Origin of the sequence: Nocardia sp. CC227C, assembly GCF_030767025.1 — a bacterium.
In the GTDB taxonomy this organism is placed as follows: Bacteria; Actinomycetota; Actinomycetes; order Mycobacteriales; family Mycobacteriaceae; genus Nocardia.
In genome coordinates this window covers 427,182-446,259 of the sequence record NZ_JASITE010000003.1, presented here as the reverse complement: position 1 = coordinate 446,259, position 19,078 = coordinate 427,182, and the positions used below count along the sequence as shown (strand labels likewise).

At 70.3% G+C, this 19,078-nt stretch carries 21 protein-coding genes; 11 read left to right on the top strand and 10 right to left on the bottom strand.

Features of this window, described 5'->3' with window-relative positions; translation table 11 throughout:
* Window positions 1-8: 8 nt before the first annotated feature.
* Window positions 9-1,412 carry an NAD(P)H-quinone dehydrogenase gene (locus tag QMO76_RS07880; protein ID WP_306360515.1) on the bottom strand — a complete coding sequence of 468 codons (1,404 nt, stop codon included), beginning with the start codon at window positions 1,410-1,412 and terminating at the stop codon, window positions 9-11.
* Between the two features lie 307 nt (window positions 1,413-1,719).
* Between QMO76_RS07880 and QMO76_RS07875 the strand changes: the two genes are divergently transcribed.
* Entirely contained in the window at window positions 1,720-2,199 is a 480-nt protein-coding gene (locus QMO76_RS07875; protein WP_282786317.1) for a gamma-glutamylcyclotransferase, read from the top strand.
* Between the two features lie 109 nt (window positions 2,200-2,308).
* Here the strand turns inward: QMO76_RS07875 and QMO76_RS07870 are convergent, their stop codons facing one another.
* The 3 genes from QMO76_RS07870 to QMO76_RS07860 all read right to left on the bottom strand — a co-directional run bounded on the left by QMO76_RS07870 (window position 2,309) and on the right by QMO76_RS07860 (window position 5,791).
* Window positions 2,309-3,430, bottom strand: a complete 1,122-nt coding sequence (locus QMO76_RS07870; RefSeq protein ID WP_306360646.1) for a M20 family metallopeptidase — start codon at window positions 3,428-3,430, stop codon at window positions 2,309-2,311.
* A gap of 206 nt (window positions 3,431-3,636) precedes the next feature.
* Window positions 3,637-4,824, bottom strand: a complete 1,188-nt coding sequence (locus QMO76_RS07865; RefSeq protein ID WP_306360645.1) for a M20 family metallopeptidase — start codon at window positions 4,822-4,824, stop codon at window positions 3,637-3,639.
* Window positions 4,825-5,086: 262 nt separating this feature from the next.
* Window positions 5,087-5,791 carry an enoyl-CoA hydratase-related protein gene (locus QMO76_RS07860; protein ID WP_306360514.1) on the bottom strand — a complete coding sequence of 235 codons (705 nt, stop codon included), beginning with the start codon at window positions 5,789-5,791 and terminating at the stop codon, window positions 5,087-5,089.
* A gap of 208 nt (window positions 5,792-5,999) precedes the next feature.
* Here QMO76_RS07860 and QMO76_RS07855 point away from each other — a divergent pair, with 208 nt between their 5' ends.
* From QMO76_RS07855 to QMO76_RS07845, 3 genes are read left to right on the top strand one after another with little or no spacing between them, the layout of a single operon-like run.
* The gene (locus QMO76_RS07855) at window positions 6,000-6,779 is read left to right on the top strand and encodes a purine-nucleoside phosphorylase (protein ID WP_306360513.1); all 780 of its coding nucleotides are present in this window, start codon (window positions 6,000-6,002) and stop codon (window positions 6,777-6,779) included.
* A 9-nt stretch (window positions 6,780-6,788) separates the two neighbouring features.
* Complete coding sequence (locus QMO76_RS07850) at window positions 6,789-8,699, top strand: phospho-sugar mutase (protein ID WP_306360512.1); 1,911 nt, start codon at window positions 6,789-6,791, stop codon at window positions 8,697-8,699.
* Window positions 8,696-8,926 carry a hypothetical protein gene (locus QMO76_RS07845; protein WP_306360511.1) on the top strand — a complete coding sequence of 77 codons (231 nt, stop codon included), beginning with the start codon at window positions 8,696-8,698 and terminating at the stop codon, window positions 8,924-8,926. The genes QMO76_RS07850 and QMO76_RS07845 overlap by 4 nt, the downstream gene beginning before the upstream one ends.
* 19 nt (window positions 8,927-8,945) lie before the next feature.
* On the opposite strand, the gene upp is transcribed toward QMO76_RS07845, so the two are convergent.
* Window positions 8,946-9,569: a uracil phosphoribosyltransferase gene (gene upp, locus QMO76_RS07840; protein ID WP_306360510.1), complete on the bottom strand. Its 624-nt coding sequence runs from the start codon at window positions 9,567-9,569 to the stop codon at window positions 8,946-8,948.
* A 186-nt stretch (window positions 9,570-9,755) separates the two neighbouring features.
* Here upp and QMO76_RS07835 point away from each other — a divergent pair, with 186 nt between their 5' ends.
* The 5 genes from QMO76_RS07835 (at window position 9,756) to QMO76_RS07815 (ending at window position 13,654) form a co-directional block, all read left to right on the top strand.
* Window positions 9,756-10,079, top strand: a complete 324-nt coding sequence (locus tag QMO76_RS07835) for a type VII secretion target (protein WP_306360509.1) — start codon at window positions 9,756-9,758, stop codon at window positions 10,077-10,079.
* Between the two features lie 234 nt (window positions 10,080-10,313).
* Window positions 10,314-11,465 carry an NlpC/P60 family protein gene (locus QMO76_RS07830; protein WP_306360508.1) on the top strand — a complete coding sequence of 384 codons (1,152 nt, stop codon included), beginning with the start codon at window positions 10,314-10,316 and terminating at the stop codon, window positions 11,463-11,465.
* Window positions 11,466-11,718: 253 nt separating this feature from the next.
* A complete protein-coding gene (locus tag QMO76_RS07825) occupies window positions 11,719-12,060 on the top strand; it encodes a hypothetical protein (protein WP_306360507.1) in 342 nt (113 codons plus the stop codon).
* Complete coding sequence (locus QMO76_RS07820; RefSeq protein WP_306360506.1) at window positions 12,057-12,386, top strand: YbaB/EbfC family nucleoid-associated protein; 330 nt, start codon at window positions 12,057-12,059, stop codon at window positions 12,384-12,386. Before QMO76_RS07825 ends, QMO76_RS07820 begins: the two co-directional genes overlap by 4 nt.
* Before the next feature lie 26 nt (window positions 12,387-12,412).
* Entirely contained in the window at window positions 12,413-13,654 is a 1,242-nt protein-coding gene (locus tag QMO76_RS07815; RefSeq protein ID WP_306360505.1) for a primosomal protein, read from the top strand.
* A 77-nt stretch (window positions 13,655-13,731) separates the two neighbouring features.
* On the opposite strand, the gene QMO76_RS07810 is transcribed toward QMO76_RS07815, so the two are convergent.
* The 5 genes from QMO76_RS07810 to QMO76_RS07790 all read right to left on the bottom strand — a co-directional run bounded on the left by QMO76_RS07810 (window position 13,732) and on the right by QMO76_RS07790 (window position 17,943).
* Entirely contained in the window at window positions 13,732-14,394 is a 663-nt protein-coding gene (locus tag QMO76_RS07810) for a hypothetical protein (RefSeq protein ID WP_306360504.1), read from the bottom strand.
* A 115-nt stretch (window positions 14,395-14,509) separates the two neighbouring features.
* Window positions 14,510-15,601, bottom strand: coding sequence for an adenosine deaminase (locus tag QMO76_RS07805; protein ID WP_306360503.1), 1,092 nt, complete (start codon window positions 15,599-15,601; stop codon window positions 14,510-14,512).
* Between the two features lie 107 nt (window positions 15,602-15,708).
* The gene (locus QMO76_RS07800) at window positions 15,709-15,981 is read right to left on the bottom strand and encodes an excalibur calcium-binding domain-containing protein (protein WP_306360502.1); all 273 of its coding nucleotides are present in this window, start codon (window positions 15,979-15,981) and stop codon (window positions 15,709-15,711) included.
* Window positions 15,982-16,061: 80 nt separating this feature from the next.
* On the bottom strand, window positions 16,062-17,348 hold the full coding sequence (locus QMO76_RS07795; protein ID WP_306360501.1) for a thymidine phosphorylase: 1,287 nt from the start codon (window positions 17,346-17,348) through the stop codon (window positions 16,062-16,064).
* Window positions 17,349-17,541: 193 nt separating this feature from the next.
* Window positions 17,542-17,943: a cytidine deaminase gene (locus QMO76_RS07790; protein WP_306360500.1), complete on the bottom strand. Its 402-nt coding sequence runs from the start codon at window positions 17,941-17,943 to the stop codon at window positions 17,542-17,544.
* Between the two features lie 303 nt (window positions 17,944-18,246).
* Here QMO76_RS07790 and sdhC point away from each other — a divergent pair, with 303 nt between their 5' ends.
* Both sdhC and QMO76_RS07780 read left to right on the top strand, forming a co-directional pair.
* The gene (sdhC, locus tag QMO76_RS07785; protein ID WP_306360499.1) at window positions 18,247-18,642 is read left to right on the top strand and encodes a succinate dehydrogenase, cytochrome b556 subunit; all 396 of its coding nucleotides are present in this window, start codon (window positions 18,247-18,249) and stop codon (window positions 18,640-18,642) included.
* A gap of 1 nt (window position 18,643) precedes the next feature.
* Complete coding sequence (locus QMO76_RS07780; RefSeq protein ID WP_306360498.1) at window positions 18,644-19,075, top strand: succinate dehydrogenase hydrophobic membrane anchor subunit; 432 nt, start codon at window positions 18,644-18,646, stop codon at window positions 19,073-19,075.
* Window positions 19,076-19,078 lie beyond the last annotated feature (3 nt).

The following is a 19,078-nucleotide window of genomic DNA, read 5'->3' as shown; positions in this document are numbered from 1 at the left end:
TTCACCCGTCAGTCGAGATCATCATGACGCATGAGCTGGCGCGCCGCCTCGGTAACGGAGCCGGAAAGGGAGGGATACACCGAGAATGTCTGCGCCAGATCGTTCACCGTGAGGTTGTTCTGCACCGCCAGCGCGATCGGCAGGATCAGCTCGGACGCGATCGGGGCTACGACCACGCCGCCGATCACCACACCCGTCGCCGGACGGCAGAAGATCTTGACGAAACCCCGGCGCAGGCCCGACATCTTGGCGCGCGGGTTGGTGTTCAGCGGCAGCATGACGGTGCGGGCGGGCACCTCACCGTTGTCGATGGCGGTCTGGCTGACGCCGACGGTCGCGATCTCCGGGCGGGTGAACACCGCCGAGGCGACCGTCTTGAGGCGGATGGGCTGCACGCCCTCGCCCAGCGCGTGGTACATGGCGATGCGGCCCTGCATGGCGGCCACGGAGGCCAGCGGAAGCAGGCCGGTGCAGTCGCCCGCGGCGTAGACGCCCGTCGCGGTGGTGCGCGAGACGCGGTCGACGCGCAGGTAACCCCCCTTGTCGAGTTCGATGCCGAGCCGCTCCAGGCCCAGCCCCTGGGTATTGGGCACCGAACCGACGGTCATCAGGGCGTGCGAGCCGGTGACGGTGCGGCCGTCGGAGAGTTTCGCCACAATGCCGTCCGCGGTGCGCTCGACCGCGTCGGCGCGGGCGTGCTTGACCAGTTCCACACCGCGCTCGGCGAGGGCGTCCTCGAGCACCAGCGCGGCGTCGGCGTCCTCACCGGGCATCACCCGGTCGCGGGAGGAGACCATCTTCACCTTCACGCCCATCTCGGTGTAGGCGGAGACGAATTCCGCGCCCGTGACGCCGGAGCCGACCACCACCAGGGTCTCCGGCAGTTCCTTGAGGTCGTAGAGCTGCCGCCAATTGAGGATGCGCTCGCCGTCGGGCTCCGCACCCGGCAGCACCCGCGGGCTGGCACCGGTGGCGATCAACACCACCTCGGCCTCCAGCACGCGCTCCTGGCCGTCGAAGGTGGTGGCCTTCACCAGATGGGTGGCCAGGCCCGGGGTCTGGTCGATGATCTCGCCGCGCCCGTGCAACACGGTCACGCCCGCGGTCTGCAATTTGGTCTTGATGTCCGAGGACTGCGCCTGCGCGAGGGCCTTCACGCGCGAGTTCACCTCGGCCAGCCGCACCTGCGCCTGCGACGGGTGCACGGTGATGCCCAGATCGCGGGCGCGCCGCAGATCGGTGCGCACGCCGGTGGACGCGATGAAGGTCTTGGACGGCACGCAATCCCACAGCACACACGCGCCGCCGATGCCGTCACTGTCGATCAGCGTGACCGGCGCCCCGTGTTGGGCCGCCACCAGCGCCGCCTCGTATCCGGCGGGGCCGCCTCCGATGATCGCAATGCGGGTCATTGTTCCTCCGCTTCAGCTCGGCAACCGGGATCTCCGGCGCCTACCAAACTGTATTTTCCGCCCTCCGCTCCGCTCCCGGCGGGTGCTGGCCGGTCACCCCGCCTGTCGAACGCGTCACACCCGCACCCCACCCCGTCCGTTGAACACCCGACAGCCGCACCCCCATCCCCGCCGTCGAACACATCAGGCCCCGCGGCCCGAAACCGCCGCGAATCCGCCCGGAGCGCAGCGGAGGGCAATCAACACAGCGGAGGCCAAATCGAACACAGCGGGAACACCGGGTGGCTACATTCGATAGGCTCTTACGGTGCCGATTTACGCCGCCTATGGATCCAACATGGATCCGGAGCAGATGCTCAAGCGCTGTCCGCACTCCCCCGTGTACGGAACCGGCTGGCTGGAGGGGTGGCGCCTCACCTTCGCCGGAGACGACATCGGCTGGGAGGGACCGCTGGCGACGGTGGTCGAGGAGCCCGGTTCGCGTGTGTTCGTCGTGCTCTACGACGTTCCCGACGACGACGAGGTGAGCCTGGACCGCTGGGAGGGCTCGGACTTCGGGATCCACAAGAAGATCCGCCTCCGGGTCACCCCCAGCCCCGGGACCGGTACCCAACCGGTGCTGGCCTGGCTCTACGTCCTGGACGCCTACGAGGGCGGGCTTCCGTCGGCGCGCTACCTCGGAGTTATCGCGGACGCCGCCGAGAAGGCGGGCGCGCCCGAGGAATACGTCCACGCCCTACGCACCCGCAACAGCAAGAACGTGGGCCCGGGCACCTTCGGACTCTGATCCGCACGCCACACCGAAACGTTTCCGCCGAGACACACTCCGAGCCGCTACGCGGAGCGGGCCGCACCCGACTTCCGGATGTGGCCCGCTCGCGTCGAATCTCCGTGCGTCAGTGCGCGTTCAGCACCAGGTTGCTCATCACCCGCACACCGACCGCCAGCGCGCGCTCGTCGATGTCGAAGGTGGGCTGGTGCAGGTCCAGCTGCTCGCCGTGCCCGGACCAGACACCCAGCCGCGCCATGGCGCCGGGCACCTCCTCCAGGTACCAGGAGAAGTCCTCGCCGCCCCCGGACTGGGGCGTGTCGGCCAGCGCGTCGGGTCCGAGCGCCCGGATCGACTCCTCGAACATGCGCACGGCCGTCTCGTCGTTCACCACCGGCGGCACGCCGCGCTTGTAGTTGAGCTGATACCGCACCCCGGTCGGCGCGAGCAGCCCGTCCACGATCTCGCGGACCATGGGCTCGAGCAGCGACCAGGTGGCGTGATCGCCGGTGCGCACGGTGCCGGTGAGCATGCCCGTCTGCGGAATGGCGTTGGGCGCCTTGCCCGCCGACACCGCACCCCACACCATGACGGTGCTGGTGCGCGGATCGATGCGGCGGCTCAGCAGACCCGGCAGGCCGGTGATCACGGTGCCGATGGCGTACACCAGATCGCTGGTCAGATGCGGCCGCGAGGTGTGCCCGCCGGGCGAGTCCAGCACCAGTTCCACGGTGTCGGCGGCGGAGGTGATGGCGCCCACCCGGATGCCGACACGCCCGACCTCCAAACGCGGATCGCAGTGCAGCGCGAACATGCGCGACACGTCCTCCATGGCGCCCGCGGCGACCATGTCCAGCGCACCGCCGGGCATGACCTCCTCGGCGGGCTGGAACACCAGTCGCACACCGACCGGCAGGTCCGGAACCTCGGCCAGCGCCAGCGCGGTGCCGAGCAGGATCGTGGTGTGCGCGTCGTGCCCGCAGGCATGCGACACGCCCGGCACGGTGGAGGCGAACGGCAGTCCGGTGTACTCCTGCAGCGGCAGTGCGTCCATATCGGCGCGCAGGCCCATGCGCGGGCCGTCGTCGGGGCCGATATCGCAGATCAACCCGGTGCCGCTGGGCAGCTTCCGCGGTTCCAGCCCCGCCTTGACCAGCCAGGACTCCACGAATTCGGTGGTGCCGAACTCGGTGCGCGAGAGCTCGGGGTTCGCGTGGATGTGCCGTCGCCAGGAAATGAGGTCTTCCATGTGCTCCGCCAGCCACGCGTCGACCGCGTGACGCCCGGTCTGCGCTGCCGTGGCGGCGTTCGCTCTGCTCGGTCTGGTCACGCAAGCTGCCGCCTCCGGGCCTGCGGTTCGTGCTGCGCCCGAAGCGGTGCTCGCGGACCCGTCCGTGGTCACGCAAGCCGCCTTCTCCGGGCCCAACCCTCGCACCGGGGACCGGCCGGTTGTGCTCACCGAATGTCCTCCTGTCGCTGAAACTGCCGTTGCTTGACGCGTTCCGACAACCTGTCTCTGTGTAATACATCGCTCGCGACCTGTATCGCCGTTCTCGCCAGCGCCGTTGCCCCGTCGAGGACGGCGCGATCGGCCGAGGCGTTCACGGCGGCGGCCGCGAAGGCGGGCTGGTGCGTGACCGCTCCACCGGCATCGATGCCGATAATCGGGTGGATGCCGGGAATGACATTGGTGACATTGCCCATATCGGTACTGCCCAACGGTCGTGCCGCCTCGAGTTCCGGGGCAATCGGAGCGCGTCCCAGACCGATGATCTGTTCGCGATACGCCAACAGTAGTGCCGCATCGGGCGTGAGCTCGGTATATGTGGGCGCGAGCTGCCGGATGTCGTGTGTGCATCCGGTAGCCAGGGCACCAGCCTCGAAGCACGCCGATGCGCGTCGCATCAGATCGTCGAGGGCCGCGGAGTCCTCTGCTCGTAGGTAATACAGCAGTTCCGCGCGTCCGGGCACGATGTTGGGGGCCACACCGCCCGATCCGACTATACCGTGCAGTTGCTGTCCGGGGAGGAGATGTTGACGCAGCAATCCGAGGGCAACTTGAGCGACGGTGGCGGCGTCCCCCGCATTGCGCCCATATTCGGGGGCCGCGCTGGCATGCGCCTCGCGCCCGTGGAAGACCACTTGCAGATCGGCGAGGGCCAGCGAATGCGCGCCCGCGATGTCCTCCGGACCCGGATGCACCATGAGCGCCATGGAGGTGTCGTCGAACACCCCGCGCTCGAGCATGAGCACCTTGCCGCCGCCGCTCTCCTCCGCGGGCGTGCCGTAGACCTTCACCGTGATGCCGAGCCGGTCGGCCACCGCGGCGAGACCGAGTCCCGCGCCCACCGAGGCGGCGGCGATGATGTTGTGCCCGCAGGCGTGGCCGATCTCCGGTAGCGCGTCGTACTCGGCGAACAGACCGACCACCAGGTCGCCGTGGCCGTAGCTGGCGGTGAAGGCGGTGGGCAGCTCGCCGACCCCGGTCTCGATCTCGAAGCCGTACTCGGCGAGCGGTTCGATGACCTTGGCGGCGCTGCGCCGCTCCTCGAAGGCCAGTTCCGGCTCGTCGTGAATCGAATGCGACAGGGCCACCAGGCGCTCCCGCGCCCCCGCGATCACCGCGTCCGCGCCGGTCAGCAGCGTCGAATCCGCCGATGCCACGGCAGCATGCACCGATAGGTCGGCAGTACGTTGCCGACCATTCGAGCCCGGGTCATCGCCGCCGCTGTGCGCTGACATGGGAGACAGTCTCGCACTGTGTCACCCGAATGTCGCAGCGGCCGCCCCCGGAAATCGCCCCCAATACCGCCCGGCCTGCCACCCCGGGGCGTTCGGACCCGGATCGCCACCTGGAACGCCGATGCCCCGCGCGCGTACCGGCGGGGGGCATCGGCCGTTGCTCTCAACTCAGGCTGAAGGCGAGGTTCTCCGCCGTCGTCGGCGTCGTCAACCCCTCGAGGGTGCGCGCGTGCAGGGCCTTCTTGATGACCGCGAGGTTGGGTTTGCGGTTGCCCGCGAGTGCCGCCGCCCGCGCCACCGCCGCGCCCAGCAACTGGTCCGCATCCGCTTTGTCGTCCACGATGCCCGCCGCGATGGCGTCGTCGGCCGCGTACCGCCGCCCGGTCGTCATGGCCTCGACCGCCACCTGATTGGTCAGCCGCCCGGTGACCAGTGCGTTCATCGCCACGGTGAACGGCATGCCCAGATGCACCTCGGGCAGGCACCAGAACCCGCGGTCGGCGCGCATGACCCGGAAGTCGTGCGAGGTGGCCAGCATGGCCCCGGCTCCGAAGGCGTGCCCGTTCACCGCCGCCACGGTCGGCATGGGGAAGGCCAGCAGGCGGGTGTAGAGCGAGTGCACCCGGTCCAGGTACCAGTGGTTCCTGTCGAAATTGCCGAACAGCCAATCGGTGTCGAGCCCGTTCGAGTAGAACTTGCCGGTCGCCACGGTCACCAGCGCGGCCGGCCCCTCGGACGCCTCGACCTCGTCCAGCTTCGCGTGGACCTCGTCGATCCAATCCGGGTGAAAACGGTTCTCGCTGTCGGTCTGTCCCTCATTGCCCAGGTACAGCACGAACACGTCCCCGTCACGCTTCAAATACGGCATGTGTGCAGCGTAATGGGGCCGCACCCACTAGCTACTCGCGGGTAGCCACACGGTTCCCGGCGCGAGGGGGAGCAGGGTTCTCGGGTTTCGCCGCCACCAGGCCCCCTGATCAACCCGTCCACCACGGGAGCCGGTGGGAATCCGGCAAAGGGGGCGGGGGCGCATCGGGCCACTGCGCGGAAGATCGAGTGGGACTAGGGTGGGCGGCATGATAGCCGCGCAGGCCGCCGAGGCGATCGCCGAACGAACCGGAGTGCAGGAGCACCGTGTTGCGGTGGTGCTCGGGTCGGGGTGGCAGGAGGCGGCCCTCGAGATCGGGGAGCCGGCAGTCTCCATCCCCATGGGCGAGGTGCCCGGATTCGGGTCGCCGACGGCGCAGGGGCATCAGGGGACGATCCACTCGATGACCGTGAGCGATGCGCCCGTCCTGCTGCTCATGGGGCGTCAGCACCTGTACGAGGGGTACGAACCCGCACAGGTGGTGCATCCGGTGCGCACCGCCATCGCGGCGGGCGCGCGGACCGTGCTGCTCACCAATGCGGCGGGCGGCATCCGCCAGGGATTGCAGGTCGGCGAGCCGGTGCTGATCGGCGACCACCTCAATCTGACCGGTCGGACGCCGCTGGAGGGCGCGAACTTCGTCGATCTGGTCGACGCCTGGGATCCCGAATTGCGCGCCCTGGCCAAGGAAGTCGATCCGGGCCTGACCGAGGGCGTGTACGCGGGACTGACCGGCCCGCAGTACGAGACCCCCGCCGAGATCCGCATGCTGCGCACCATCGGCGCGGACCTGGTCGGCATGTCCACGGTGCTGGAGGCCATCGCGGCACGGGCACTGGGCGCGCGGGTGCTCGGTATCTCGCTGGTGACCAACCTGGCCGCCGGAGTGACCGGAGCGCACCTGTCGCACGCGGAGGTCCTCGCCGAAGGCCACGCGGCCGCACCACGATTGGGGAAGCTCCTGCGCGGCGTGCTGGAACGGCTCTAGGAGACGCCCGTGCTGCGCTTCGGCACCGCCGGTCTGCGCGGACCCCTGCGGGACGGTCCGGACGGCATGAATGTGGAGACGGTGACGCGCGCCAGCGCCGGAATCGCGCACTGGCTGCGCGACCGCTGCCTCGGCGGCGGGCTGGTGATCGTCGGGCGCGACGCCCGCCACGGGTCGGCGGAATTCGCCACCGCCACGGCGGAAGTCTTCGCCGCGGCCGGTTTCACGGTCCTGCCGCTGCCCCGCCCGCTGCCGACCCCCGTCGTCGCCTACGCCGTGCGCGAACTGAAAGCGGTTGCGGGCGTGCAGATCACCGCCTCCCACAACCCCGCCACCGATAACGGCTACAAGCTCTACCTCGACGGCGGCACCCAGCTCGTCCCGCCCGCCGACGCCGACATCGAACAGCTCATCGAAGCGGTCACCACCCCGGTCCCCCGCACCGACCCCGCCTCCGCCGCACCGGATCCCGGCCTACTGTCGCTGCCCGCCGAGGCCGGCGTCGCGGACATGGGCGAGGAAATCGTGCGCCGCTACCTCACCCGCGTCGCCGAGCTGCCGAGTCGCCTGGGCGCTACCTCCGCCGCAGCGCGAACCGCACCGATGACCCCGGCCGGGGCCAGCTCGCGACCTCCGGCAGCGGAAACGCCGTCCGCCCCCGACCAGGTACGGACACCGGAAGCCGATGACGGCAAGCCACGCACCGCCACGAATTCGGTCACCGGAGCGGGCTCCATCGACGTGGGCCCGGCAGCCGCCTCCGGCGACCGCACCACCCCGGACGCGGCATCCGGCACCGGCAACACCGCCACCCCGGGCACCACACCCACCGGCAACACCGCCACCCCGGGCACGGCGTCGGCCAGCGCCGTCGCCGATACGGGCGGTGCGAAAGCCGCGGTTGTCGCCGGGGGCGCGATCGGCGGTTACGGGGACGAGACGGCGCGGCGCAGTCCCATTCGTATCGCGTTGACCGCCATGCACGGGGTGGGCGGTGAACTCGCGGTGCGGGCGTTGCGGGCGGCCGGGTTCGCGGATGTGGAGGTGGTGGCGGAGCAGTTCGCGGCGGATCCGGACTTTCCCACCGTCGCGTTCCCGAATCCGGAGGAGCCCGGGGCCGCCGATATGCTGCTGGCGCTGGCCGAGCGGGTCGGGGCCGAGGTGGCGATCGCGCTGGATCCGGATGCCGACCGGTGCGCCGTCGGGGTGCCCGGACGCGGGGGCTGGCGCATGTTGCGCGGTGACGAGACCGGGGTGCTGCTCGGCGATTTCGTGCTGCGGGCGGCCGCTCCGGATTCACTGGTCGCGACGACCATCGTGTCCTCGCGACTGCTGGGCAAACTGGCTCCGGCGCGGGGTGCGCGCTACGCGGAGACGCTGACCGGGTTCAAGTGGCTGGCCCGCGCGGGCGACGGGCTGGTGTACGCCTACGAGGAGGCCATCGGCCACTGCGTGGACCCGGCGGCGGTGCGCGACAAGGACGGCATCTCCGCCGCCGTCGCGGCCGCCGAGCTGGTGGCGCGATTGAAGGCCGAGGGACGCACCGTCGACGACGTGCTCGACGACTACGCGCTCGAATTCGGCGTCCACGCCGGTGCGCAGGTGTCGCTGCGCCTGGCCGACGCCACCGAGGCCGCAGCCGTGGTGGCGCGGTTGCGGGCCGAGCCGCCCACCGAAATCGCCGGGGAGACGGTCACTTCCATCGATCTGCTCCAGGTGCGCGGCCGGATGCGCACCGACGCCCTGATTTTCGAGGGAGACTCGCTTCGCCTGGTGGTCCGCCCGTCCGGCACCGAACCCAAACTCAAGTGCTACCTCGAAACCTTCGAACCCGTCGCGTCCCCGGCCCAGCTCGCCGCGGCTCGCGCCACCGCCGCACACCGGCTCGCCGGTATCCGGGAGTACTGCGAAAAGCTGTGAACCACATCAAGAACGACCCGCACTGCACCTATTGCGGCCACCGCGAGCTGGAGCCGGGATTCCTGGAAGACGCGGGCGAATCCTCCCGCGGTTACTCGCGCTGGATTCCGGGTCCGCTGCAGTTGGGCATCTTCGGCGGCGCGAGACGCTTCGGCAAACGCCGCTTCGCCGTGACGGCCCACCGCTGCACCCGCTGCTCGCACCTGGAATTCTTCGTCCAGCCGTAGTGGCTCGGACCGGAGGGGTTCAGCGCGGGCCGAATTGGCGGTCGCCGGCGTCGCCGAGGCCGGGGACGATGAAGGCTTCCGAGTTGAGGCCGCGGTCCACCGAGGCGGTGACCAGGTGGATGGCATGGCCCGACTTCTCCAGGGCGGCAATGCCTTCGGGCGCGGCGACCACGCTCAGCACGGTGATGTCGCGGGCATTGCGGGTGGCCAGCAGGTCCAGGGTGTAGACCATGGAGCCGCCGGTGGCGAGCATGGGGTCCAGCACGATGACCGGGGTTCGGGACAGATCGTCGGGCAGGGATTCCATGTAGGGCGTCGGCTGGTGGGTCTTCTCGTCGCGCGCCAGGCCGACGAAACCGATGCGGGCGTCCGGGATCAGGTTCTCGGCGGTCTCGACCATGCCCAGCCCCGCGCGCAGCACCGGGACCAGCAGCGGCGGCGCGGCCAGCCGGGTGCCCTCGGCGGCGGCGACCGGGGTGGTGATGGGGAAGGTCTCCACCGGCGCTTCCCGCATGGCCTCGTAGACCAGCAGCGCGGTGAGATCACGCAGCGCTGCCCGGAATGTCGGATTGGTAGTGCGGGCGTCGCGCATGGTGGTGAGCAGTGCGGCCGCGAGCGGGTGATCGACGATCTGGGTGCGCATGTACGAAGAGGATACGGCGAGTTCCCGCGCGCCACGCCGACGGCCTGGGCATTTCCGCGCCGACCGGAACCGGTCCGGGTCCGGCCGCGTCCAATCCCGTGAACGAACCACTCCGCCGACGGCAGCCCGCCGAGACGCCCCGACGCCTCCCCGCTGCCCGGCGGCCACCGTGATTGGGGGATTCGGATGTACGACCTCACCGTCGACCCGACCGGTATGTCGACCTACGCCACCGCCACCCACCTCCGGGCGGCCGACCTCACCGCCGCCGCCACCCGGGCCACCCCCGCCGGCCCGCCCCTACTCGCTCCCCGCTTCGGCCTGCTGGCCCCCGACTTCCTCGCCGCCTACACCGCGGCACACACCACCCACCTCACCACCATCGCCGCCCTCGCCACCGTCCTGACCACCATGGCGGGCACCGCCACCGGCTCGGCCACCACCTACACCGCCCTGGACAGCGCCCGTGCCGCGGGGCTCCACCCGACCACCGGGGAGATGAGCGCATGAGCGACGAGCGCGGTACCGGCCACATCCACACCAGTGCGGAAGCCTCGCGGCCGAGCGTGTCGGGGGTGGTCGCATGAACACCGGGCGGGGTGCCGGGCGTGCGCGCGGGGAGAAGGTGTGTGCGCGGTGGTCGCGACACCCGGCCGGGCCGACCGGGTGTCGGGTGCGGGCGGGGCGGTGGGGTGGATGCTCGGGTCGGCGGGGGTGGTTGGGTGACGCGGGCGGGGGTGCGCGGTGAGCGAGGTCGACATCGGAGCGTTGGCGCGGCCGATCGTCGAATTGCGGGCGAGTCTCGGAGACGCGGCCCAGGTGGCGGCGGCGGTGGAGGCGTTGCGGCGGCTGTCGGATGAGCTCGACGGGCTACTCGGCTCGGGGCGGGTCGGCGTCGACCAGCTGGCCGAAGCGTGGCGGGGCGAGGCCGGGGACGCCGCGCTGGGCACCGGGCTGCGGGTGCAGACGGCGGTGGCGGAATCGGCCGACCGCGGCCGGGCCGTGGCCGATGTGGTGGAACGCGCGTCCGGGGAGGTGGCCGCGGGAGAACGCGAACTGGAGGAGATTCTGCGGTCGTTCGGCACGAGCGTGACCGCGCTCGGACCGGCGGCGGCGACACCGCCGGGCATCGGGCTGATCGTGGCGGCCGCCATCGAGCATCTGGGGCGGGCGCTGGCGGTGGTGGGGCGGGTGCGGGTGGACCTCGAGGACGAGACGGCGGCATTGCGCGACCTGGCCGAGCCGATACCCACTCCCCTGCCGGTCGAGGCGGAGGCCAGCGTGACCGCGCCGGCGGGCACGGCCGGTCCGAGCGCGACGACCCCGGCCGCCGCACTCGGCCCCGCCCAGCCGTCGGACGGTCCGGTCGGTTCGGGAGCCGGTCCGCTCGACACCGGATCGCGACTCGCCGACTCCGCGCGCACCGTCCCGGCCGCGATGAGCGCCGTCGGCCCGGCCGCGCTGTCCGAGGATCACACCGAACCCAGCTCGACCGGGCAGGGGGTGAAGCTCACCCTGCCCGACGGCAGTACCGTGGAGGCGCCCAACCAGCAGGCGGCGGATGCGGTGCGCAATGCGCTCGGCGCGGTCGGCACCCCGTATGTCTGGGGCGGCACCACGCCCGGCGTCGGCCTGGATTGCAGCGGACTGACGCAGTGGGCCTACGCGGAGGCGGGCGTACCGCTGCCGCGCCTGGCCCAGCACCAGGGCGATGGGCATATGCGTGTGGGTCCGGGAGAGTTGCTGCCGGGCGATCTGGTGGTGTGGGACGGGCACGTGGCCATGGTGATCGGCAACGGCCAACTGGTGGAGGCGGGCGACCCGGTCCAGGTGGGCCCGATCCGCACCGAGAACAGCGGGATGCGGTTCCTCGGGTTCTACCGCCCGACCACCTGACCGGGCGAGCGTCGGAGGCAGCAGCCGGGGCGGACGACCGAGCGCAGCGTGACGAACGAGCCGGGAACAGCAGCAGGAGCACACTCGACCGTGGAGGCGACAGCATGAGTGGTCAGGCGCGCAGCAGACCGCGCGGAGTCCGGGCGAGCCGAACGGCAGGCTGCCGGGCGAGCGCACCGACGGGAGCCGGACGGGCCGCACGTCACCCCGCCAACGCCCCACGGATACCCGCTCGCACGCGAAAGGCCACGGCATGAGCGAACCGCAGGTTCCGCCGGTGACCACGGCGAGCAGTTCCAATCGCGCGGGGACGGTGACGGTGCGCGCCACCGACCAGGGGATGCCGGTGGAGATCTCCTTCGAGCGCGGTGAATACCGTTACGGCGCACAGGCTCTCGCCGATGAAATCCTGCGCCTGACCAAGCGGTCCGCCATCGCGGCCAAGGCGCGGCGGCGCGAACTCCTGGCGGAGGCGGGCCTGCCTGACGACGCGCTCGACCGGCTGGGCCTGCCCACCCGCCGGGCCGCGGTCGAGGAGCTCGACCGCCTCGACGACGCCGACACCGGCCGGACCAGCTGGGTGAAGCCGGTATGAGCGCCGAAATGGACGCCCTGGTCACCGGGGTCGCCAACCAGCTGGAAGCGCTCGAGGCGGCGCTCTACGACCTGAAGCGGGTGCGCGGCAGGTTCGCCGCCGAGGACGGTTCGGTCACCGCCGAGGTGGACGGCGACGGCGCGCTCACCGGCCTCTGGCTGGCCGAATCGGTGGTCTCCCGGCCCCCGGCGGAGGTCGCGCAATCGATCCTCTGGGCATGCGGCCGAGCGGCCGCGGAGGCGGGTGCGCAGCGGTCCCGGATCGTTGCCAGGCTGAACGAGTCCTTCACGCCGGGAAATGTTGCGGGGAACCCGGATAGTGCCTGACGCCACCACTGGCTAGGCTTCCGGTCATGGCTTCTGGAGACATCGTCCCGATCGAGCTCGGTCTGACAAATGGCGACCTCGTCACCCTGTGGGCGCCGCGTTGGCGGGACGGTGACGACGAGTGGGAGGCGTTCCTCGGTCACGAGGACGTCCTCTACGGATTCGATTCGGTCGCGGAGCTGGCCGCGTTCATTCGCACCGACTCCGACAACGACCTGGTCGACCACCCGGCGTGGAAGATCATCGCCGGGCTGTCGGCGGCGGAACTGGAGCCCGAGGAGCAGTACGTCTTCGACCTCGTCGGCGTGCTCGAGCTGGCGGCGGGCGATCCGGATCCGGAGGTCGTCGCCGAACTCGAGGAAACCCTCGACATGGTGCGCAATATCGGCGAGGTCTGCGAACTCGACGTGATCACCAAGTTCTTCGGCTCGCATCCGGTGCTGGGCGCGCTGCCCGCCGGGGTGAGCGCCTTCACCGGCCAGGAGGGACTCGAGCTCTGGGACCAGATCGGCGCGGCCATCGCCAAGGACTGGGACTCCGTGCTCGACGCCGTCGACTCGGTGGTGAAGACGCCGGAGGTGGACGCCGACGCGGTCGCGGTCGCGGAGGCCGAACTGCTTGCGGCGGAGGAGAATATCGTCGACGCCGAGGACGCGGCCGAGACCGACGAGGACATCGAGCCGGTCGACCTCGACGAGGACGACGACGAGGACGAGTCGTTCTGGCACGAGGTCGGCATCGACCCGGTCAAGATCGTCACCTCCGAGGGGACCTACTTCACGCTGCGCTGCTACCTCGACGACGAGCCGGTCTTCCTCGGCACCGACGGCACCATCACCGTCTTCCCGTCCGAGCGCGCGCTGGCCCGCTATCTGGCCGACGAGCACGACCACGATCTGGCGCAGGTGAGCACCTACGGCGAGGTGCAGACCGCCGCCGTTGACGGCTCGCTCGAGGTCGAGGTGACCGACGAGAACGTCTACGTGCTGCCCGGACTGGCCGACGACCTCGCCGAGGGCCCGAAGGCCGTGGATGTGGACCAGCTCGACCTGGCGGTCGAATTGTTCACCGACGCCGCCGACTACGCCGACGACGACGCGGTGGAGACGGCGCTGGCGGTGTCCACCCCGCTGGGCTGGTACGTGTCCTACCTGCTCAACCCGGACCCGACCCGGCTGGCGCCGAACCCGCCCTTCGCCGCCGAGGCGGAGGCGTGGCGGACGCTGGAGCAGGGCTTCGAGGGCCGCCTCAGCGTGCACAAGGGCTGAGCGGCAGCAGGTCTCACCGACCGTGCCCGCCTTCCCGAGGTCGTGGAAGGCGGGCACGGTCGCGTGTGCGGGCGGCGTCAGGCGGCGTTGAGGCGGATCCAGATCTGTTCGGAGCGGCCCAGCAGGCGGGCGTCGGAGCCGTAGAGGGCGGTGGAGGTGTGGGCCTTGCGGCCCTCCTCGCTGTGGAAGGCTCCGATCACGACGCACTGCTCCCCCGGTTCGGGCCGGGCGGTGACCGCGGCGGTCATGGAGCCGAGAACCGCCGGACGGTCGAACATTCCGGGGACGGACCACGCGCCGGGGCAGTCCATGGCGGCCCAGAGCAGCGGCGCGCCGATGGGGACGGTGCCGTCGGGGGTCCAGGGGGCGGCCACGACGCCGTCGGCGACCGGGCCGGGTTCGATACGCAGACCGTCGGAGCGCAGGCTGCCGCAGACGAAACAGTGGCCGAACAGGTCGTTGCTCCGGTATCCGCCGCTGGCGTCGGACGCCGCCGCGAGCGGCACCGGAGCGGGCGCGGGTCGGGTGAAGTCACCGGGGGTCGACTGCGCGACCAGGGTGTCGCCATTGAACAGATCGCCGTCCGCGACGCGCAGATCCACCTCCAGCGGCGGCGGACTGCGCAGGATGACCCGCACGGTGGGGGCGTCGTGCTGGTCGGCCAGCAGGCCCGCCACATAGCCGCCGTTGCCGGAGCCGGGCGGGCCGTTGAAGCGGCTCGGGATGCGCACAGTCTTCATAGTTCGCCACGGTAACGAAGTTGGGCGCGCCGCGGTGTGGTGGGATACCGGTACCCCGCCGCCGAACCGGTGGCGCGGCGGCGGGTTCCGTGCGGCCGGCGTCCTGGCGAGCGGCTCAGCCCAGCAGCACCGCGTAGCCGGGTTTGATCACCTCGTCGATGATCCGGAGGCGGTCGGGGAACGGGATGAACGCGGACTTCATGGCGTTGATGGTGAACCGTTCCAGATCACTCCAGCCGTAGTCGAAGGTTTCCACCAGCTTGAGCATCTCGCGGCTCATGGTGGTGTCGCTCATGAGGCGGTTGTCGGTGTTCACGGTGACGCGGAAGCGCAGCCGGGCCAGCAGGTCGAAGGGATGCTTCTCCAGCGACGGCACCGCACCGGTCTGCACATTCGAGGACGGGCACAGTTCGAGCGGGATCCGCATGTCTCGCACGTAGTTCGCGACCAGTCCGAGCCGCGGGCCGTCCGCCGAGTCGACGATGTCGTCGGTGATGCGCACCCCGTGGCCGAGCCGGTCGCAGCCGCAGAAGGCCAGCGCCTCGTGGATGGAGGGCAGCCCGAACGCCTCACCCGCGTGAATCGTGAAGTGCGCGTGGTTGGCTCGCAGGTACTCGAAGGCGTCCAGGTGCCGGGTGGGCGGGTACCCGGCCTCGGCCCCCGCGATGTCGAAGCCGCAGACGCCGCGGTCGCGCCAGCGCACGGACAGCTCCGCGATCTCCCGCGAGCGAGCCGCGTGCCGCATGGCGGTCAGCAGACAGGTGACGCGGATGGGCTGGCCCTCCTCGGCGGCCAGTGCCTCACCTTCGCGGAAGCCCTCGAGGGTGTGCTGCACCACCTCGTCCAGCGACAGCCCGGCCTCGAGGTGCTGTTCGGGCGCGAACCGCACCTCGGCGTAGACGACGCCGTCGGCGGCGAGGTCGAGCGCGCATTCGCGGGCCACTCGCCGCAGCCCGTCCGGGGTCTGCATGACGGCCACGGTGTGGGCGAAGGTCTCCAGATAGCGTTCGAGCGATCCGCTGTCGGCGGCGTCTCGGAACCAGCGCCCGAGGGTTTCGGCGTCGTGTGCCGGTAGCTGGTCGTAGCCGCAGTCGCGCGCCAGCTCGAGCACGGTCGCGGGACGCAACCCGCCGTCGAGATGATCGTGCAACACGGCCTTGGGCGCTTGGCGGATCGAAGCAAGGGTAAGGGGCGTCGGTCCAGTCATGTACCCACGTTAGTCGGGAAAACGTGCGGCGTCAGGGGTAGTCGCGGTACGGCCATCCGCACTGTGGTGTGTTGTTGCCCGCACGTTGCTCCCGGGTCACCCCGGCGTCAGTTGCAGGCGATGCCGTCGTTGTCCCTGTCCAGGGCGCGGCGGTAGCCTGGCTCGCCGCGCAGGAGCAGGCCGTCGGTCTCGCGCCGCACCTGGGTGCAGTTGACGTAGAAGGGGTGGCGATCCTCCGACTGGGTGGTCTCGGTGGAGTCGCTGTCGGGGTTGTCGTCGATTCCCGCCGCGGCGGGGGCGGACAGCGCCAGGGTCGCGCCCACCGCCGCGGCGGCCAACGCGGTGGACAGGCTCACCCGCCGAAAATGTGTTCTGTGCATCACGCCTCCTGTGCGTAGGTCGATATCGATGTCTCAGCCGCGGTCTCCGCCGCTCGATTCGACATACGACGGGGGCCGGATCAAGGTTCGATTCGATCGAGAACCAGTGGTGTGGGGGTGAATTCGGCGGGGGTGCCGATGGTGTAGGCGTCGCGGAGGTCGTCGAGGGCGACGGGGATGGCGGCCTGGGTGTCGGTGTGCAGGGTGAGCAGGGGTTGACCCGCGGTGACCGGATCGCCCGGCTTGGCGTGCATTTCGATGCCCGCGCCGAATTGCACCGGATCGCCCTGGCGGGCGCGGCCCGCGCCCAGCCGCCAGGCGGCCAGGCCGATATCGAGGGCGTCCAGGCGGGTGAGAACTCCGGTCGAGGGGGCCGACACGGTTTCGGTGTGCGCGGCGCGGGGCAGTGCGGCGTCCGGATCGCCGCCCTGGGCGGTGATCATCGCCCGCCAGTGGTCCATGGCGCGCCCGTCGGCCAACGCGTCCGCGGGGTCGACGTCGTGGATTCCGGCCTGCGCCAGCATCTCCCGCGCCAGCGCGAGGGTGAGTTCCACCACATCCGCCGGGCCGCCGCCGGACAGGACTTCCAGCGATTCGGCCACCTCGAGCGCATTGCCCGCGGTGCGGCCCAGCGGCGTGTTCATATCGGTGAGCAGCGCCACCGTCCGCACGCCCGCGTCGGTGCCGAGTTCGACCATGGCCGTTGCCAGTTCGCGGGCGTCCGCGAATTCCTTCATGAACGCGCCGCGGCCCACCTTCACGTCGAGCACCAGCGCGCCGGTGCCCTCGGCGATCTTCTTGCTCATGATCGAGCTGGCGATGAGCGGAATCGATTCGACCGTGCCCGTGACATCGCGCAGGGCGTAGAGCCGTTTGTCGGCGGGTGCCAGATCCGCGCCCGCCGCGCACACCACCGCACCGATCTTCGGATCGGCGAGGATCTCCCGCATCCGGGCCACCGGCAGATCGGCCCGCCAGCCCCGGACGGACTCGAGCTTGTCCAAGGTCCCGCCGGTGTGGCCGAGCCCGCGGCCGGACAGCTGCGGCACGGACGCGCCGCAGGCGGCGACGAGCGGGGCCAGCGGCAACGTGATCTTGTCCCCCACCCCGCCGGTCGAGTGCTTGTCCACGGTCGGGCGCGGCAGGTCGGTGAAGTCCATGCGCTGCCCGGAGCCGATCATGGCGGCGGTCCACCGCGCGGTCTCCCGGCGGGTCATCCCCCGCCACACCACGGCCATGGCCAGCGCCGCCATCTGCTCGTCGGCCACCTCGCCCCGAGTGAACGCGTCGATCACCCAGTCGATCTGGGCGTCGCTGAGCTCCCCGCCGTCCCGCTTGGTCGTGATGACCCCCACCGCGCTCTGCATGGGTCGATCCTATGGCCGCTCAGCCGATCCGCGCCCAGGCGAGTGCCTTCGCGCACCCCTTGCCGCACCGCGCACCGCCTGTAGCGCCACCCACCGTCCCGCCATGCCAGCACCGCGACGGGCCGGACATCGGAGCGATGGCCACCGCCGCCCGGCCGATGGATCGACCACGAGCCCGCCTGCCGATCGGACGCTAGCGTTGCCCGGCGGCGAGATCGTCCGGTCCGAAGGCGTCGGGCAGCAGCGCGCGCAGCGCGACGGGCCCGTCGCGATGGTCGACCGACAGCCCGTTGCCGCCGTGCTCGAACAGGATCTGCCGACACCGGCCGCACGGCATCAGGATCGCCCCGCGTGAGTCGCAGACCGACACCGCGGCCAGCCTTCCGCCGCCGCCCGAAATCAAGTTACCGACCAGTACACATTCGGCGCAGAGGCCTAGACCGTATGAGATATTCTCCACATTGCAGCCACTCACAATACGTCGGTCTACGGTGAGAGCCGCCGCCCCGACCGGGAATCGGGAGTAGGGCGCATAGGCATTGGACATTACTTCAAATGCCTTGCGGCGCAAGACATCCCAATCCACTTCCGGCATATCGAACCTTCCTCGCATGGGCACGACGGTAGCGCTTTAACAACCTTGACAACCGGCCTTGCAAATCAGGAAAGGCAAACCTAACTCAGGCAATTCGGCGGCAACGAGCGGCACGCCGAATTAGTTCCCCCAAACCCGTGGGATTAGAGTTCACGACAGATCGGTTCAGGTACCCGGCAGCGGACCGGACCACCGCAACCGGGATAACGATTCCGGCTGTGAGCTGGTGTTATCAAGTAAGCCTACGCGGCTCCGCGAGGGATCTGACCGGGTCCATCAACGACGTTGGAGGCACCGCACTCTATGACCACGCTAGAAGCTCCGGCCAAACCGAAGCGGACCCTGTACCGAGGCGACCCCGGCATGTGGTCCTGGGCTTTGCACCGCATCACCGGTGTCACGATCTTCTTCTTCCTGTTCGTCCACGTCCTGGACACCGCCCTGGTACGGGTCAGCCCGGACACCTACGACCAGACGATCGAGACGTACAAGACCCCCATCGTCGCGCTGCTGGAGATGGGCCTGGTCGTGTGCGTGCTGTTCCACGCGCTCAACGGCGTGCGGGTCATCCTGGTCGACTTCTGGGAGAAGGGCCCGCGCTACCAGCGGCAGATGCTCTGGATCGTGCTGACCCTCTGGATCCTCCTCGCCGGGGCGGGCATCGGCCGCCAGTTCTTCTACCTGCTGACGGAGCACTGACATGACTGCACCTGTTCTCGGCAAGTCCTACGACCGCCCCGCCAGCCTGGACGCGCCCCGCGCGCCGCGCCGCACCTCCGGCAACAACTTCGAGAAGTACGCGTGGATCTTCATGCGCTTCTCCGGCCTGCTGCTGATCGTCCTGGTGATCGGCCACATGTTCATCATGCTGATGATCGACGGCGGCGTGAAGCGCCTGAACTTCGCCTTCGTGGCGGGTCGCTGGGCCTCCCCGTTCTGGCAGATCTGGGACCTCAGCATGCTGTGGCTGGCCCAGCTGCACGGTGGCAACGGCCTGCGCACCGTCATCGACGACTACGCCCGCAAGGACTCCACCCGCTTCTGGCTGAAGACCCTGCTGGTCGTCTCGATGATCCTGGTCATGGGCGTGGGCACCTACGTCATCTTCACCTTCGACCCCAACATCAGTTAGGAA